Annotated in this window: 17 protein-coding genes; 9 read left to right on the top strand and 8 right to left on the bottom strand. The window is 64.9% G+C overall.

Annotation, left to right across the window (positions count from 1 at the left end; genetic code table 11):
* Nucleotides 1–9: 9 nt before the first annotated feature.
* Complete coding sequence (gene ilvD / locus C4900_RS09105) at nt 10–1,686, bottom strand: dihydroxy-acid dehydratase (RefSeq protein WP_083995741.1); 1,677 nt, start codon at nt 1,684–1,686, stop codon at nt 10–12.
* A gap of 80 nt (nt 1,687–1,766) precedes the next feature.
* Between ilvD and C4900_RS09100 the strand changes: the two genes are divergently transcribed.
* The 3 genes from C4900_RS09100 (at nt 1,767) to C4900_RS09090 (ending at nt 3,980) form a co-directional block, all read left to right on the top strand.
* Nucleotides 1,767–2,483 (top strand): pseudouridine synthase, encoded by a 717-nt coding sequence (locus C4900_RS09100; RefSeq protein ID WP_065969890.1) that lies wholly within the window; start codon nt 1,767–1,769, stop codon nt 2,481–2,483.
* Nucleotides 2,484–3,587, top strand: coding sequence for a quinone-dependent dihydroorotate dehydrogenase (locus tag C4900_RS09095; protein WP_065969892.1), 1,104 nt, complete (start codon nt 2,484–2,486; stop codon nt 3,585–3,587).
* 69 nt (nt 3,588–3,656) lie between these two features.
* Entirely contained in the window at nt 3,657–3,980 is a 324-nt protein-coding gene (locus C4900_RS09090) for a DUF3579 domain-containing protein (RefSeq protein ID WP_065969893.1), read from the top strand.
* Here C4900_RS09090 and C4900_RS09085 read toward each other — a convergent pair.
* Nucleotides 3,977–5,191: a DUF1015 domain-containing protein gene (locus C4900_RS09085; RefSeq protein ID WP_065969894.1), complete on the bottom strand. Its 1,215-nt coding sequence runs from the start codon at nt 5,189–5,191 to the stop codon at nt 3,977–3,979. The genes C4900_RS09090 and C4900_RS09085 overlap by 4 nt on opposite strands.
* Before the next feature lie 136 nt (nt 5,192–5,327).
* Between C4900_RS09085 and C4900_RS09080 the strand changes: the two genes are divergently transcribed.
* The 5 genes from C4900_RS09080 to C4900_RS09060 all read left to right on the top strand — a co-directional run bounded on the left by C4900_RS09080 (nt 5,328) and on the right by C4900_RS09060 (nt 9,707).
* Nucleotides 5,328–5,543 (top strand): carbon storage regulator, encoded by a 216-nt coding sequence (locus C4900_RS09080; protein ID WP_065969895.1) that lies wholly within the window; start codon nt 5,328–5,330, stop codon nt 5,541–5,543.
* Nucleotides 5,540–6,328 (top strand): alpha/beta hydrolase family protein, encoded by a 789-nt coding sequence (locus C4900_RS09075; protein ID WP_141689249.1) that lies wholly within the window; start codon nt 5,540–5,542, stop codon nt 6,326–6,328. The genes C4900_RS09080 and C4900_RS09075 overlap by 4 nt, the downstream gene beginning before the upstream one ends.
* A gap of 37 nt (nt 6,329–6,365) precedes the next feature.
* Complete coding sequence (locus C4900_RS09070; protein ID WP_065969902.1) at nt 6,366–7,439, top strand: agmatine deiminase family protein; 1,074 nt, start codon at nt 6,366–6,368, stop codon at nt 7,437–7,439.
* A 121-nt stretch (nt 7,440–7,560) separates the two neighbouring features.
* Nucleotides 7,561–8,445: a carbon-nitrogen hydrolase gene (locus tag C4900_RS09065; protein ID WP_065969909.1), complete on the top strand. Its 885-nt coding sequence runs from the start codon at nt 7,561–7,563 to the stop codon at nt 8,443–8,445.
* Nucleotides 8,442–9,707, top strand: coding sequence for an RsmB/NOP family class I SAM-dependent RNA methyltransferase (locus C4900_RS09060; RefSeq protein ID WP_211306867.1), 1,266 nt, complete (start codon nt 8,442–8,444; stop codon nt 9,705–9,707). Before C4900_RS09065 ends, C4900_RS09060 begins: the two co-directional genes overlap by 4 nt.
* 291 nt (nt 9,708–9,998) lie before the next feature.
* Here C4900_RS09060 and C4900_RS16280 read toward each other — a convergent pair whose 3' ends face one another.
* The 5 genes from C4900_RS16280 to C4900_RS09040 all read right to left on the bottom strand — a co-directional run bounded on the left by C4900_RS16280 (nt 9,999) and on the right by C4900_RS09040 (nt 13,043).
* The gene (locus C4900_RS16280) at nt 9,999–10,733 is read right to left on the bottom strand and encodes an RNA-guided endonuclease InsQ/TnpB family protein (RefSeq protein ID WP_411675228.1); all 735 of its coding nucleotides are present in this window, start codon (nt 10,731–10,733) and stop codon (nt 9,999–10,001) included.
* A gap of 146 nt (nt 10,734–10,879) precedes the next feature.
* Nucleotides 10,880–11,146 (bottom strand): hypothetical protein, encoded by a 267-nt coding sequence (locus C4900_RS16275; protein ID WP_211306865.1) that lies wholly within the window; start codon nt 11,144–11,146, stop codon nt 10,880–10,882.
* A gap of 3 nt (nt 11,147–11,149) precedes the next feature.
* Complete coding sequence (gene tnpA / locus C4900_RS09050; RefSeq protein ID WP_083995663.1) at nt 11,150–11,563, bottom strand: IS200/IS605 family transposase; 414 nt, start codon at nt 11,561–11,563, stop codon at nt 11,150–11,152.
* A 427-nt stretch (nt 11,564–11,990) separates the two neighbouring features.
* Entirely contained in the window at nt 11,991–12,539 is a 549-nt protein-coding gene (locus C4900_RS09045) for a DedA family protein (RefSeq protein WP_114282976.1), read from the bottom strand.
* Between the two features lie 300 nt (nt 12,540–12,839).
* Entirely contained in the window at nt 12,840–13,043 is a 204-nt protein-coding gene (locus C4900_RS09040) for a cold-shock protein (RefSeq protein ID WP_065970559.1), read from the bottom strand.
* Between the two features lie 272 nt (nt 13,044–13,315).
* Between C4900_RS09040 and C4900_RS09035 the strand changes: the two genes are divergently transcribed.
* Nucleotides 13,316–14,461 (top strand): hypothetical protein, encoded by a 1,146-nt coding sequence (locus C4900_RS09035; RefSeq protein ID WP_065970560.1) that lies wholly within the window; start codon nt 13,316–13,318, stop codon nt 14,459–14,461.
* Nucleotides 14,462–14,658: 197 nt separating this feature from the next.
* On the opposite strand, the gene C4900_RS09030 is transcribed toward C4900_RS09035, so the two are convergent.
* Nucleotides 14,659–15,942, bottom strand: a complete 1,284-nt coding sequence (locus C4900_RS09030) for a citrate synthase (RefSeq protein WP_211306864.1) — start codon at nt 15,940–15,942, stop codon at nt 14,659–14,661.
* Nucleotides 15,943–15,947: the final 5 nt, after the last annotated feature.

Raw genomic sequence — 15,947 nt, 5'->3', positions numbered from 1 at the left:
CTTGGGCCGTCATTCGTCGGTCACGCATCCCAGCGATGCATTCTGGACGTTTTTAATGTATTTCTTCAGGGTCCCGCGCGCCGCCTTATAAGGCGGCATCCGCCATGCTGCGCGCCGCCGCGCCCACTCCTCGTCGCTCACCTCGGCTGAGAGCCGCCGCGCCTGCGCGTCGATGGTGATGCGATCGCCGTCCTGGATGAGGGCAATCGGCCCACCCTCCTGGGCCTCGGGCACGACATGACCGATGATAAAGCCGTGCGAGCCGCCCGAGAACCGCCCGTCGGTGATAAGGGCCACATCCGCCCCCATTCCCGCGCCCATCAGGGCCGAGGTCGGTGTCAGCATCTCCGGCATCCCCGGTCCCCCTTTTGGTCCCTCGTAGCGGATGACGACGACATCCCCGCGCTGGATGGTCCGCGCCTCGAGCGCAGCGAGCATCGCCTCCTCCGAGTCGAAGACCCTCGCCGGCCCGGCGAAAGAGAGCCCCTCCTTACCGGTGATCTTGGCCACCGCCCCGCCCGGGGCGAGGTTACCCGACAGGATCTGGATATGCGCCGTCGCCTTGATCGGCTGGTCCCAGGGGCGAATCACCGGCTGACCGGCGCGCAAGGGCGCGGCCTCCGCCAGATTCTCGGCTACGGTCTTACCGGTCACGGTCAGGCAATCGCCGTGGATCAAGCCATGCTCTGCCAGAAGGCGCATCACCGCCGGCACGCCACCGGCCTGATGCAGATCCTCCATGACATATTTCCCGCTAGGCTTCAGGTCCGCAAGCAGCGGCACGCGGTCGCTTGCCGCCTGAAAGTCCTCCAGGGTCAGAGGCACATCCACGGCACGCGCCATGGCGATGAGGTGCAAGACGGCATTGGTCGACCCTCCCAGCACCATGAGCACGGCGAGGGCGTTTTCGAAGGCCTCGCGGGTCATGATGTCACGCGGCTTGATGTCGCGCTCGAGCAGCAGGCGCACCACGGCGCCCGCCCGCAGACACTCCTCGCGCTTGCCGACATCGACCGCCGGGGTCGAGGAGCTATAGGGTAGGCTCATTCCCATGGCCTCGATCGTCGAGGCCATGGTATTGGCGGTATACATACCCCCACAGGCCCCGGGTCCTGGGCAAGCGTGATGGATCACCTCGCTGCGTTGCTCTTCTGTGATCTTGCCGGACAAAAACGCCCCGTAGGCCTGAAAGGCTGACACGATATCCAACGTCTCGCCATGGACGTGACCAGGCTTGATGGTACCGCCGTAGATCATGAGCCCCGGGCGGTTGACGCGGGCCATGCCGATGATGCAGCCCGGCATGTTCTTGTCGCAACCGGGCAACGTGATCTGCGCGTCATACCATTGCGCACTCATGACGGTTTCAACAGAATCCGCGATAAGATCCCGGGATTGCAGGGAAAAGCTCATGCCGTCGGTGCCCATCGACATGCCGTCCGAGACCCCGACCGTATTAAAGCGCATGCCGACCAGGCCGGCCTTTTCCACCCCCTCCTTGACCACGCCCGCCAGGTCCAGGAGGTGCATGTTGCAGGTATTACCCTCGAACCATACGCTGCCGATGCCGACCTGGGCCTTGTCCATATCGTCGGCTGTGAGCCCGGTGCCATACAGCATCGCCTGCGACGCCCCCTGGGATTTGGGGCCGGTGATCTTTGCGCTATAGCGGTTAAGCTTTATCATATGTCCTCCGCGGGCGGCCATTGTACCGAACGGTCGCCCGACCCGACAACCGACGGCGAACACCGCTCCCGGAACACCCCATGACCGACACCCTCGTGCGCATCTCGAAACTGCTGGCCTCGCGCGGGGTGTGTTCACGGCGCGAGGCCGATCACTACCTGGAGCAGGGCCTGGTGGAGGTCGATGGACACCGTGCGGTGCTCGGCGAACGTGCCGCCCCCGATGCGCGCATCACGCTCGCCCCCACAGCGCGGGCCCGCCAGGAGCGGCGCGTCACCATCCTTTTGAATAAACCGCTGGGCTATGTATCGGGGCAACCGGAAAAGGGCTATCAGAGCGCGCACGTCCTGCTCACGGGAGACTCCTATGCCGGTCCTGCACCGCTGCCGCGCGTACCCTCTGGGCTGGCGGTGGCGGGACGCCTCGACATCGACTCCCAGGGGCTTTTGGTGCTCACCGAGGACGGACGCATCGCGCGCCTCTTGATCGGCGACCATGTCATCGAGAAGGAGTATCATGTACGCGTCGACGCGCCGATCCAGGATGCCACCCTCGCGACATTGCGCGGGCCCTTCATGCTCGATGACAGACCCTTGCGCCCGATACGCGTCGAGCGCCTGGGGCCCGACGCCCTGATCATGATCCTGACCGAAGGGCGCAAACGCCAGATTCGGCGCATGCTCCACGAGGTCGGGCACGAGGTGCGCGCCCTAAAGCGCGTACGCATCGGGCGCGTGCGTCTAGGCGGCCTCAAGCCGGGCCAGTGGCGCATGCTGGCCCCGGGCGAGCGCTTCTAGGTGTACAAGGCCCTTCGTCCCTGGCTGTTTCGCCTACCCCCCGAGATCGCCCATGAGGCCGCCCTGCGCGCCCTGCGCGCCTACGGCGCCGTGCGCCCGGCACCGGCCACGGCGACCGGCGGCCCCTTGGCGGTCCAGGCCCTCGGCCTGCCATTTACCAACCCGTTGGGGCTTGCCGCCGGGTTCGACAAGAACGGCCGTGCCCTGCGCGGCCTGGCGGCGCTCGGATTCGGCTTCCTCGAGGTCGGCACGGTCACCCCACGCGCGCAGCCCGGCAACCCCCGCCCGCGCCTCTTCCGGCTCGCCGAGCAACGCGCGCTCATCAATCGTCTCGGCTTCAACAACGCCGGCATGGAGTCGCTGGCGGCGCGCTTGCGGGCCGAGCGCCCTGCCCTCCCCATCGGCGTGAACATCGGCAAGAACCGCGATACGCCCCTGGATCGCGCCGTCGACGACTACCGGCTGGGGTTTGCGGCACTCGCCCCTTACGCCGACTACCTGACTGTCAACCTGTCCTCGCCCAATACCCCGGGCCTGCGCGCCCTTCAGGAGCCGGAGGCCGCACGCCTCCTGCTCGGGGCCCTGCACGAGGATCAGGCCGCGCTCCGCCGGCGAAGCGGGCGGTACGTCCCGATTGCGGTGAAGATCGCGCCGGATTTTACGCAAGAGACGCTCGCGGCCCTGCTTGCGGTCCTCGCCGAAGGCCTCTGTGATGCGGTCATCGCCACCAATACTACGGTCAGTCGCCCCACTCTGGGGCATGGGCCTGCGGCTCGTGAACCAGGAGGGCTCTCCGGGGCGCCGCTCACGACCCTGTCCCGGGAGATAATATCGCGGGTATTCAAGGCGTTACCGGATATCCCTATCATAGGCGTCGGTGGCATAAATAATGCAGAGGATGCCTGGCAACACTTATTGGCGGGGGCCTCCTTGCTGCAGCTTTATACCGGATTGATTTATGAAGGACCGGGACTCGTACCGGCCATCCTCGCAGGGCTCGTGGAGCGCGTGCACGCCGGTGGCCAGGATAACCTCGGTGAGGCGCTTTCCGCGGCGCGACGGAACCTTTCGTCCGGATCAAGACCCAATACGGTAAAATTCTGATGAAAATGAGCTATCCTTAGCAGGTAAAGGACGACACGCATAGGCAGTAGGACAGTGGGGGTAGAAGCGATGATGGAAGTGGGTAACAAGATCGTGATCGAGGGGGTAACCGAGGACGGCCGCACCTTCAGACCGAGCGACTGGATAGAACGGATCAGCGGCAGTCTTTCCACCTTTGGCATGGATCGCCGCATCCGTTACTCGCATTATGTGCAGCCGCAGGTGATAGATGGCCGCAAGTGTCTGGTGGTGGATCCGGAACTGAAAAGCGTAAACCCGAGCGCATTTAGCTTTCTCGTGGATTTCGCCAAGGGCAATAAATTGAAGATCCATGGTCTAGATGGTGGAGAATCGACGGGCGCGTGCCGGGCCCCGCGCCTCTGCCCGGCCTAACCCTCCTCCAGGCTGTAGGACACGAGCCCATCGGCAAGCTTGGGCTCGAACCAGGTGGATTTGGGAGGCATGACCGCGTCCTGGTCGGCCACTGCCATAAGATCCTGAAGTCCTGTGGGGTAGAGTGTAAACGCCACGCCTCCCATGCGATCGATGCGTTCGGCGAGCGCCGCCGGACCACGAATACCTCCCACGAAATCAATGCGCTGATCGCGGCGCGGGTCGGTGATCCCGAAAAGCGGTGCCAGTACCCGATCCTGCAGTAGGCTCACATCGAGGCGCGCCACGGGGTCCTGGGGTCGGGTCCCGCGCCAACGCAGGCGGTACCAGTGCCCCGCGAGATACATCCCAAACTCGGCGGGCGCGCGCGGGCGTACCGGGGCCTCCTCGGGCACGATCTCGAAGAGCGCCGCCAGGGCCTCCTGCAGCTCGGGAACGCCCCGTCCATTCAGATCGGCCACGACCCGGTCATAGTTCAGGATCTGCATCTCGTTATCCGGAAACAGCACTGAAAGAAACCCGTGATGGGCACCGGGCTGCGGCCCGCGACTCGTCGCCACGACCTTCGCGGCCGCGGTTCTGTGGTGGCCATCGGCGATATAGATCCGGGGAAGACGCTCGAAGGCGGCGGTGAGGCGCGCGATCAGATCGGTCTCAGCCACCACCCACAGGCGATGCCGGACCCCCTGCAGGGGCGCGTCGATCAAGGCCGGGCCCTCGGAGGCGCGCGCCAGCAAGGCCGCGATCTCCGGCTGCGCGCGAAACGTGAGGAACGCCGGCCCGGTCTGGGCGTTCAGGGCCTCGATATGACGGACCCGGTCACGCTCCTTGTCCGGACGCGTCAGCTCGTGGCGGCGGATACGTCCCTCGGCATAGGCCTCCACCGAGGCCGCCGCGACCAAACCCTTTTGGACGTGGTCACCCATCGTCAATTCATAGCAATAATAACAGGGCGAGGCATCCTGGATCAGGACCTCGCGGCGCAGCCGCGCCCAGTTGCGTGCCGCCTGCCGAAACACCGCCTCGTCTGTGGGGTTGGTGTCCACCGGCAGATCGACCTCGGCCTTGGAGACATGCAGAAAGCTCCATGGTCGTCCGGCCACCGCCTCGCGTGCCTCGGCACTGCTCAAGACATCATACGGAGGTGCGATCACGGCAGCCGCGTGCGCGGCATCAGGCCGCAGACCACGGAAGGGACGTATGAGGCTCATGGGTACCCCGGAAACGAGAAGGCCCTCATTCAAACCCATTTCCGAGGTCAAGTAAACCGGCACAGCCGGAGACCGACCTGCGTATCTGTGGCCGATCGGCTATCGACGCACGCGCAGTTTCGCGCTACAACACCGCATGCTCCTCATCACCCGTAAGCGCGGCGAGCGCGTCCTCATTGATCTGGCGTCCGGCACCGATCCCCAGCTGCTTGCCGCCGAACTGTTTACCGGGGGGCCTTTGGAGATCCTGGTGGCGACCACGGCGCGCGGCCATACGCGTCTCGCCATCATCGCCCCCAAACCCTTGGCAGTGCGACGTGCGCCTGCGCGTATCTCCTCCGGTACCTCGTGAGCCCTTGGCGGGGCAGTGGTGGCCAAAGCCCGGGGGCGCTGCGCGGTCGCGACTTCTCCACGGCGACCGTCCCAGGCTATAATTGCGCCATGAGCTTTTTCGAGCAGCCCGCCCTTCAGTACGCCACCGGCCCGCACCCTCATTACGCGTTCATCTGGCTCCACGGCCTAGGCGCCGACGGCCACGATTTCGCGGGGTTCGTCGAGGCCTTCGCGGACGCCACCGGCAAGGCCATGCGCTTCGTCTTCCCGCATGCCCCGATTCAGGCGGTTACATTGAACGGCGGGGCATGCATGCCGGCCTGGTTCGATCTCTATGGCACGCGCCCGGAAGATCCTCAGGACGAGGCCGGCATCCAGCGTGCCTCGCAGGCGGTCAGCGATCTCATCAGAGAGCAGGCCGGCCACGGCATACCGGCCGAGCGCGTCATCCTCGGTGGTTTCTCGCAAGGGGGGGCGGTGGCCCTGTATACCGCCCTCACCGGCCCGCAGCACCTGGCCGCGTGCATCGGATTGTCGACCTATCTGCCGCTTGCGCACCGCTTTGCCGAAGGACTGCCACGCGTCAACGATGGCGCACCTGTGTTTCTTGGGCACGGTAGGGACGATCTCATGGTTCCTTATGCCTTTGCCTTGAAAACCCAGGCCCTGCTCGATACCCATGGGATCGCCGCGGAATTGCATACCTACCCCATCGGTCACGACATCAACGACACCGAGATCGCTGACCTGCGGAGCTTTCTCGCCCGCGCGCTTACGCCTGGTGACTTGGCGGGCCGCCGCTAAACCGCTAAGATCGCAGACCCCGACTGCGTAGAACGCCATGACCACGATCACGATCCGGCGCCAGGACCGCACCACCGCCGTCCGTCGCTTTCCCGCGGAATGGGAACCGCAATCCGGGGTCATGCTGACCTGGCCCCACGCCTACGGTGACTGGGCCCCGGTCCTCGACGAGGCCTTGGCCACCTTCGCCGCCATCACCGCCGCCATCACCCGCTACGAGACCGCGCTCATCGTGGCCTACGACGAGCCCCATGAGGTGCGCATACGCGCCGCCCTACGCGCGGCCGCGGCCGACGAGGCGCGCGTACGGATCGTCATGGCCCCGTCCGACGACGTGTTCGTACGCGATCACGGTCCGCTCACGGTGGAAACGGAACACGGTCTGCTCCTCCAGGATTTCGCATTCAACGGCTGGGGGCGCAAGTACCCCTACACTCGTGACGACGCCCTGACGCGTGCCATATACGCGCAGGGGACATTGGGCGCCATCCCGCTCGAGTCGACCGACTTCGTGCTCGAAGGCGGCAGTGTCGAGTCCGACGGCGCAGGCACCCTACTGGTCACCGCCCGCTGCCTGTTGTCCCCGGCGCGCAACCCGAAGCAGAGCGCCGCTGACATCGAGGCCGTGCTCGCCTTGCGCCTGGCGGCGCATCGTATCCTCTGGCTCCATCACGGTTATCTCGCCGGCGATGACACCGACGGTCATATCGACACCCTGGCGCGTTTTTGCGACCCGCGTACGATCGCCTACTGCGCGTGCCCCGCGCCGGACGACGAACACTACGAGGAGCTAAAGGCCATGGAACAAGAGCTGCGAGCGTTGCGCACGGCCTCCGGCGCGCCCTACCGGCTCGTTCCGCTCCCCTGGCCGGCGGCGAAACTCGACGCCATGGGCGAGCGCATGCCGGCCACTTATGCCAATTTCCTCATCATAAACGGTGCCGTGCTGGTACCCTTGTACGGTGATCGTCAGGACCAAGAGGCCCTGCGCGTCATCGGTACCTGCTTTCCGGGGCGCGACGTCATCGGCATCCCGTCGCTCACCCTGATTGCCCAGCATGGCAGTCTGCATTGCGCCACCATGCAGCTGCCGCGCGGCGTCCTGGCGTAGATCGCCTGGCCATTGTCTCGGAGATCGTTATGGTCGTTGCGCCCCCCTATATAGGGATCAGTCGGACGCTGCATAGACGTACCGGACGTCGGTGCCGATCACACCACGCGATGCCGACGCCATGAGTGACGGCATCGCGGTCGCCTTGATCCAGCATGCCGCTGACGGTCATGCCGCGCAGGTGTGGGCGCGGATCGAAGATGGATTGCGCGAGGCGCGCGCACACGGGGCCGACCTCGCCATACTCCAGGAATTGCACAATGGACCGTATTTCTGCCAGTGGGAGAATGCCGCGGAGTTCGCCCGCGCCGAGCCCATTCCCGGGCCTTCGACAGAACGTCTCGGCGCGCTCGCCCGGGAGCTCTCGCTTGTCATCGTCGGATCGTTGTTCGAGCGCCGGGCAAGCGGTCTCTACCACAACACCGCCGTAGTCCTGGAGCGCGACGGGCGCCTGGTCGGACGCTATCGTAAGATGCACATCCCTGACGACCCAGGCTTCTATGAGAAGTACTATTTCACACCCGGCGATCTCGGCTTCACCCCCATCGCCACGAGCGTCGGACGTCTCGGTGTGCTCGTATGCTGGGACCAATGGTATCCGGAGGCCGCGCGCCTCATGACACTCGCCGGTGCCGACATGCTGGTGTACCCCACCGCCATCGGCTTTGATCCGCGCGACGATAACGCCGAGAAGGCCCGCCAGAAGGAGGCCTGGGAACTCATTCAACGCGGACATGCGGTCGCCAACGGTATCCCGGTCGTGGCCGTGAACCGCTGCGGCCATGAACCGGACCCGAGCCAGACCACCCCCGGGATCACATTCTGGGGCGGGAGCTTTGTGTGTGGTCCACAAGGCGAATGGTTGGCGCGCGCCGGCGATACGCCCTGTGTTCTGATCGCGCACATCGCCGCCACGCGCACGGAACAAACCCGGCAGATATGGCCATTCCTGCGCGACCGACGCATCGAGGCCTACGCCGATCTCCAGAAACGCTACCGCGATTGATCACACCCGCCCTCCACGAGGCCGCTGCGCGCCTGCTCGACGACATCCTGGGGGGTCCGGGCGCCGCCGACGCGCGCATGGATCGCTTCTTTCGCGCCCAGCCGCGTCTTGGCCCCAAGGACCGCGGCGTCATCGCCGAGACCGTCTATGGGAGCCTGCGTCATCATCGGCTGCTGTGCGCGTTCGCGCAGACCGCCGAGCCGCGCCGCGTGGTCGCCGCTTGGCTTGCGGCCTTCGAGGGCTATAATGCGCGCCAGCTCCAGGCCTTGGGCGTCGCTCATCCCGAGGCGCTCGTGGCCGCGGCGCGATCCGATCGCGATATCTACCCCTTTGCGGTAAGCGCGAGCCTGCCCGACTGGCTGGCCGCGCGCCTTGCCACCCTACTCCCCGCCTCCGAGCACGGGGCGGCGGCCACGGCGCTGCTCGCCCCCGCGCCGCTTGATATCCGCACCAACACCCTGAAGACCGACCGCGCGGCACTCCAGCAGTCCCTCGCCCGCACCGGCCACGATCTCAGCCCCACACCCCTGTCGCCCTGGGGCTTGCGTCGCGCCGCGCGCGCCGGCCTCTTTCGAACCCCGGAGTTCGCGGCCGGTCATTTCGAGGTCCAGGATGAGGGCAGTCAGCTCATCGCCCCGCTCCTGGAGCCCCGGCGCGGGGAGCGCATCGTCGATTATTGCGCGGGCGCCGGCGGCAAGACCCTGCATCTCTCGGCGCTGCTCGCCAACAGCGGCATGCTCTACGCCTTCGATACCTCGCAAAAGCGCCTGGGCCGGCTGCGCGAACGCGCCACACGCGCCGGCTGCGACAATATTCGCATCCAGACCCTGGAGACCGGTCCTGACAACCGCCTGAAGAGACTCTACGGCAAGATCGACCGCGTCCTTGTCGATGCCCCATGCAGCGGCACCGGTACCGTGCGCCGAAGCCCCGACATCAAGTGGCGGCTTGCCGAGGAGCGCGTCACGGAACTAGCCGGGCAGGCACGCGCGATCCTGACCCAGGCGGCGCGCCTCGTACGCCCCGGCGGGCGCCTGCTCTACGTCACCTGCAGCGTGTTACGCGAGGAAAACGAGGACGTGATCGCGGACTTCCTGGCCGAGCACGGCGGCGATTACACGCCGATCGACACGCATGGGGTCCTCACGCGTCGTGGCATCCCGCTTTCCGCACAGGCCATAGACGCAGGCCCCAGCCTGCGTCTATGGCCGCATCGCCACGGTACCGATGGCTTCTTCGCGCAGATCTTGCAGCGAGGCTAGATGGCCGTCTGTAGCGATCCGAACCACAGTGTGCCGCGCGGGGGGCATGGCATGAGAATCGCGGGCGCCAACGCCGCGCAGGGACCGCCCAGGGGCTTCCTGCGATCGTCGAGGTTCGCTCTTACGGTCGGACGCGTCGGATGACAGTGGCGCGCCTCTCTTCGACCAATACTGGCCGCGTCCCCTTGCGGTAGAGAATCCCTCTCTGGTCGGTCACCTTCCATGGGGCCGGCCGAACAAGCACTCGTCCACATGTCTCGTGTAAATAACCCGCGACTGAAGTCGCAGGCTTTATTGTGAAATGCAAACATGGTTGCCCATATCCACACTCCCAACATCAGGCGTACTTACAGCCGCCCTTGGCGGAACGGCCGTTCCGCCAATGCGGGCAAGGTTCCGACTGGCATTCAAGTCGCTGTGCGCCCGGAGACCACAGTGTGTGCACACGAAACGATGCTTGCTGCGCTTGCCGAGATGGCCGCAGCAGGAACACATCTGGCTGGTATAGGCCGGGTTCACGTATTCGACCGCGATGCCCGCCGCTCTTGCCTTGTACTCGACGAAGGTCTGAAGCTGTCGCCATGCCCAGCGGTGCAGGCGGCCGCGCACGCGCTTACCAGCCTTGATCCGCGCGCGGATATGCGTCAGATCTTCCATCGTGATCTTGGCGACACCGGCTTTGATCGCTGCCTGAACGATGGCCTTGCTCGTTTCGTGGTTTGTGTGCTTCACGCGCCGCATCTCCTTGCCGGAGACCTGCCGGAGCTTCTGTTTCGCGCTCGGGCTGCCGTTGGACTGAAGACGGCGGCGCAGGGCCAGGTGACGGTCGCGCCGATCGCGCAGGTGCTCGCCGCCGAAGACCTTGCCCAAGCTATGGGCGGCGAGATTGTTTTCTCCGACATCCACACCCATTACGGGGCCGAATGCCACGGGTTTTGCGTCGTGGGACTCGACGACGAGATTGAAGAACCATCGCCCTTTGCGCAACACCAGTTCCGCTTCCTTGTGTCTTCCGGATTCGAGAATCCGACGCTGATGCTCTCCTGGGCGCAGCGGGACGCTGATACGCCCACCGAGGGTTAGAGCGAGACGGTCTCGCCCTTGAGGGAATAGGTGCGCTTGTCGAAATGCACGCTGGCACGGTCGAAGCGGGTGCCTGGGATCGACGTATCTTACCTGATACGCCCGAGTTCCTTTTGTGCCTTGTACGCCTTGCATACCGAGAAGATGGCGTTGCAGCACATCTGGCTGCCGAGCGGCGTCTGAGCGCGCAGGGCGTTGTATGTCCGTTGGTGCAGTCCTACCCGGTTCCAAAGGCGATGTGCGCGCACGATCGGGACGAGACGGTTACAGGCATCGGCGTAAGCCGATCGCAGCGCCGCCAGCGCTTCAGCCTGCTCTGTACTCGCCTCCAGCCGGATCGACGCCGTGCGCATCATCGCTTATCGCCTCTTGGTGACATGCTCGGAGCGTTCGATGTAGCGGCGGATGGTCTCGGCGCTGACATGGCCCGCCGTGCCGACGTAATACGACGGAGACCACAGGTGTCCGCCCCCCAACCGCTTCTTCAGCGCCGGGAACCTCTGGAACAAACGGCGCGCCGTGACACCCTTGAGCACCTTGACGGCATCGGCGACGGCCATGGCGGGCGGTATGCCGACAAACAGGTGGATGTGATCCGGCTGGATTGCCTTGGAGATCACCGGCCAGCCCCGTTCTGCGCAAATCGCATCCAACATCGCTCCCGTTTCCTCGGCCACCGTTCCACTCAGCACGTCGCCCCGATACATCGGACACCAGATCACATGGTATGCCGTTTGGTAGACACAATTACGGTTCGTGGCAACATCGACCATGCGTCACAGTGTACACCACATGGTGCGCTTCGCGCACCCGCAATTCCTCCCGCGACTCAAGTCGCGGGTTTCCTTGCGGAGGATCTATGAAGAAATCGAGGCGATCACCGGACCCAAGTAAGACAGGGCGATCGTCAATATCGCATCCGCGGCCACCGCGCGTTGGGGACGAATGCCGTCCGGCACGGGGATGTCCCGGGCCACGGGCGCGTCGGCTCTTCTCTCTCACACCCACGGCTTAGCGGTGCGCCACATACCGGGCATGAACCCGCTGTCCGGCCTCCAGGACAATAGCCGACACCCCCTTCCCGGTAAGATCGCGCGGGCCGCCTCCATCCTGGGTATCCCCGCACCCCGTGAACCGCGGGGGTCCCTGCTCGTATAGCGGGCCCTGATGCCCAAGCCATCCAGGATCGTGCAGCCCGTGTCAGGAACGATAGCGCGTGAGCAGCCAGATGCCGGCGGCAACCGCCGCGACTACGAGCAGCAAGAGCCATTCATAATGCGCGAAGTGGCTGAGCATGGCGGCCAAGGCGTGTCCAGCCACGTAACCTCCATACCCCACGACCACCGCCCATACCGCAGCCCCCACGGCATTCAAAAGGGCAAAACGCGCGCGCCGGATGGGGCTCGCCCCGAATACGAACGGCGCGGCGCTGCGCAGGCCGTAGAGAAAACGGAAACCGAGCACGAGCCAGGTCTCGTAGCGTCCCATCCAGCCCTGAAGGCGGGCGTTGGCCCTTCTCAGCCGCGGCTTGCGGGCCATAACATCCGGCCCATATCGTCGCCCCAGATGAAAAAACAGTTGATCGCCGCTCAGACTGCCGACGAAGGCCGCGGCCATGACCCCCGGGAGCACGAGGTAGCCCTGCGCGGCCGCCACGCCCCCGAGCACGAGCACCGTCTCGCCCTCCAGAAAACAGCCGACCAGGATTGCGATGTAGCCATAGACGTGGATGAGGTGGATCAGCGACATAAGATCCCGGGGGTGGGGTGCACACAAAGGACCACCCAGACGAGGCCCGCATAACCCCGCCGGCTCAAATTCGAGCGCCGTTTCGCGGGCTCGATGCGCGTAACGGCGCACGCGTGCAGGGCCGCGCCGCCCGGTCCGCCGTGTTCTCACCCTGCCGCCCGACACCATATCCCGTCGGGGCCGTGCCAACGCCGCCACGCGCGCCGACCGCCAGGCGCGCGGCCTGTCGGCACCTCACATCATGGCCACGCACGGGACCTTCTACGACCGGCCCCGTGCGATTCACGCGCTGTCCGTATCTTAACGCGGTACCACGCGCGCCGCCTGCATCCCTTTGGGTCCACGGGTCGATTCGAACTCGACCTTTTGGCCCTCGGCAAGCGTCCGGAATCCCTCTCCCTCTATGGTCGAGAAATGGACGAATACATCGGCGCTGCCATCGCTCGGCGTAATAAAGCCAAAACCCTTCGCTTCATTAAACCACTTCACGGTACCGGTCTGCATAGAAACCTCTTCTTCGATTGCCTTCCCGTCTTGCGGGGTGATCCAGTGTTCGCGCCGGCCCCGCCCTGACCATGGCCTGGGCGTGGCGCCGGACGCCACGTTCCAAGGAACGCAAAATTCATGCTACGTCAACCGCGGCCGCAAGACAATCCTTAGTTGTCTCGTCAACATCTCTCCGGATTTCGGGCTCGTGCCGGGGCAGCAAGATAGGCTCACGGCGGCAGACTTGTTAGAATGGCGACCGGCCCGTGACGCCGCCTTAAGGACTATTCATGATCGTCGTGTTGAAATCCCACATCACCAAAGACAGCCCCGAGTTCCGGGAGCTTATGTCGTTCCTCGCACAAAAGCCCGGTATCAGCCTGCGCGTGCATGAAGAGGTCGGGGCCCTCGTGACCCTGACCGAGGTCTATCTGATCGGCGATACCAGTGCCTTCGACCTCCACGAGATCGAGACCCTCCCAGGCGTCGAGCGCGTGGTCAGTATCGAAGAGGAGTACCGGATATTGGGGCGTCATCACGATGACAAGCGTCCGACGGGTTTCGAGTACAAGGGCGTGCGCTTCGGCCAGGACACGTTGAATGTCTTTGCGGGATTGTGCGCGGTCGACAACCCCACCCATGTCGAGCAGATGATGAAGGCCCTGGCCGACAACGGCCAGGTATGCACGCGCATGGGGGCCTACAAGCCGCGCACCAACCCCTACTCCTTCCAGGGGCATGGGGCATCGTGCCTGCCCTGGGTCTTCGATCTCGCCGGCAAGTACGGCATCCGGGTGATCGCCATGGAGATCACCCACGACTCGCACCTAGACGAGATCCGCCACGCCCTCGAGCAGACCGGCTCGCCGACCGGGGTAATGCTCCAGATCGGCACGCGTAATACGCAGAATTTCGAGCTCCTGAAGATCGTCGGCCGTCAGAGCGAGTTCCCGGTGCTGCTAAAGCGCGGGTTTGGCATCACCCTAGAAGAGTCCTTGAACGCCGCCGAGTACATTGCAAGCGAAGGAAACCGCAATGTGATCTTCGGGCTGCGCGGCATGAAGACCAATATGGGTGACCCGCATCGCAACTTCGTCGACTTCGCGCACGTCCCGGTGGTCAAGCGCCTCACGCGCATGCCGGTGTGCATAGATCCCTCTCACTCGGTCGGATCGCGGGATCGCGGGCCCGACGGGCTGCTCGATGTCCAGCAGGTCACCGCCCAGGGGATCATCGCCGGCGCCAACATGGTGTTGGTCGATTTTCACCCCGAACCGAAGAAGGCCCTGGTGGATGGACCGCAGGCCTTGCTGCTGCGCGAACTCCCCTATTTCCTGGAGGATATCGCCATCGCCCGCGACGCCTATGAGCGCCGCGTCAAGGCCGGAGCGCGGTTCCTAGCGGAACAATTGGCCTGCGCCCCTGAAAACCGCTGAGGCCCCGGAGGACGGACGGCGCGGTGCGCCCGTCCACCCTCCTCTGCGGGCCCCCTCCAGGCGCGGATCCTGACGCGGGCGCCCAGCCCCAGAGGCGGCGGGCGGGCCGCCTACCCCGGCGGGCTCGCGCTAGTGGCACCGTCCCGCGGCTGTCATCTGCGTGCCGTGTCCCAGCGGCCAGTCGAGTGCCTGCCCCTTCACCGATGCGGGTAGTCCCGTAGGCGGGGTCCCACATACAGCTGACGGGGACGATCGATGCCGTGCGTGGGGTCGTTATGGAGCTCGAGCCACTGGCTCACCCATCCGACGGTCCGCGCCACGGCGAACACGGCCGTGAACATCTTCGTCGGGATGCCCATGGCGCGAAGTAGGATTCCCGAGTAGAAATCCACATTCGGATAGAGCTTGCGTTCGATGAAGTACTCATCGCGCAAGGCGATCTGTTCGAGCTCCAGGGCGACCGCCATCAGCGGGTCGTTCTCAAGCCCCAGATGCGCCAATACCTCACGGGCGCTCTCCTGGATCACGCGCGCCCGGGGATCGAAATTCTTGTATAGCCGGTGTCCGAAGCCCATGAGCCGGAAGGAATCACCCTTGTCCTTGGCGCGCGCGATCGCTTTCGGGATGTTCTCCGGAGAGCCGATGTCGATCAGCATCTTCACGACCTCTTCGTTGGCGCCGCCATGCGCCGGACCCCATAGGCTCGCGATGCCCGCCGCAATACACGCGAAGGGATTGGCGCCGGACGAGGCCGCCATGCGCACCGTGGAGGTCGAGGCGTTCTGTTCATGATCGGCGTGCAATATGAGGATCCGGTCCATGGCGCGCGCCTGCACAGGATCCAGGACGAAGTCCTTGTTGGGCATGCCAAACAGCATCTGCATGAAGTTCCCCGCATAATCGTACTCGTTACGCGGATAGCGCAGTGGCCGGCCGATGCTGTAGGTGTAGCTCGCTGCGGCGATCATGGGCATCTTGGCGACGAGCCGGATGGCCGCATTGAGACGCTGTTCGGGGTCGCGAATATCCATGTCATCGTGATAAAACGCTGACAACGCGCCGACCACGGCCACCATGACCGCCATCGGATGGGCATCGCGGCGAAAGCCGCGGTAGAAACTGATCACCTGTTCGTGCAATAGGTTATGCTGGCACACAGCCTCGCGGAATGTGGCCTCCTCGGCCGCCGAGGGCAGTTCCCCGAACATGAGAAGGTAGGCCACCTCCAGGAAGCGGCTCTTCTCGGCCAGCTGCTCGATGGGATAGCCACGATACGCGAGGATACCGGCATCGCCATCCACGAAGGTGATGGCGCTCTTGCAAGATGCCGTCGACCGATATCCCGGGTCATAAGCCAAGAGCCCATGGCGGGCATAGAGCGATTGGATGTCGACGGCCTGCGGGCCGAGCGTCCCCTCGAGCACCGGCAGACTTCCGTCCCCCGACTCATCCCCTATCACCGCGCTCACAAATTTCGTCACAACCC

Source organism: Acidiferrobacter thiooxydans, assembly GCF_003333315.1.
Taxonomy (GTDB): domain Bacteria; phylum Pseudomonadota; class Gammaproteobacteria; order Acidiferrobacterales; family Acidiferrobacteraceae; genus Acidiferrobacter; species Acidiferrobacter thiooxydans.
This window is presented reverse-complemented; position numbering and strand designations above follow the sequence as displayed.

Coding starts and splice junctions, on each gene's coding strand:
- ilvD (WP_083995741.1), bottom strand. CDS start 1,686: ATGATAAAGCTTAACCGCTATAGCGCAAAGATCACCGGCCCCAAATCC.
- C4900_RS09100 (WP_065969890.1), top strand. CDS start 1,767: ATGACCGACACCCTCGTGCGCATCTCGAAACTGCTGGCCTCGCGCGGG.
- C4900_RS09090 (WP_065969893.1), top strand. CDS start 3,657: ATGATGGAAGTGGGTAACAAGATCGTGATCGAGGGGGTAACCGAGGAC.
- C4900_RS09085 (WP_065969894.1), bottom strand. CDS start 5,191: ATGAGCCTCATACGTCCCTTCCGTGGTCTGCGGCCTGATGCCGCGCAC.
- C4900_RS09080 (WP_065969895.1), top strand. CDS start 5,328: ATGCTCCTCATCACCCGTAAGCGCGGCGAGCGCGTCCTCATTGATCTG.
- C4900_RS09070 (WP_065969902.1), top strand. CDS start 6,366: ATGACCACGATCACGATCCGGCGCCAGGACCGCACCACCGCCGTCCGT.
- C4900_RS09065 (WP_065969909.1), top strand. CDS start 7,561: ATGAGTGACGGCATCGCGGTCGCCTTGATCCAGCATGCCGCTGACGGT.
- C4900_RS16275 (WP_211306865.1), bottom strand. CDS start 11,146: ATGATGCGCACGGCGTCGATCCGGCTGGAGGCGAGTACAGAGCAGGCT.
- tnpA (WP_083995663.1), bottom strand. CDS start 11,563: ATGGTCGATGTTGCCACGAACCGTAATTGTGTCTACCAAACGGCATAC.
- C4900_RS09045 (WP_114282976.1), bottom strand. CDS start 12,539: ATGTCGCTGATCCACCTCATCCACGTCTATGGCTACATCGCAATCCTG.
- C4900_RS09040 (WP_065970559.1), bottom strand. CDS start 13,043: ATGCAGACCGGTACCGTGAAGTGGTTTAATGAAGCGAAGGGTTTTGGC.
- C4900_RS09035 (WP_065970560.1), top strand. CDS start 13,316: ATGATCGTCGTGTTGAAATCCCACATCACCAAAGACAGCCCCGAGTTC.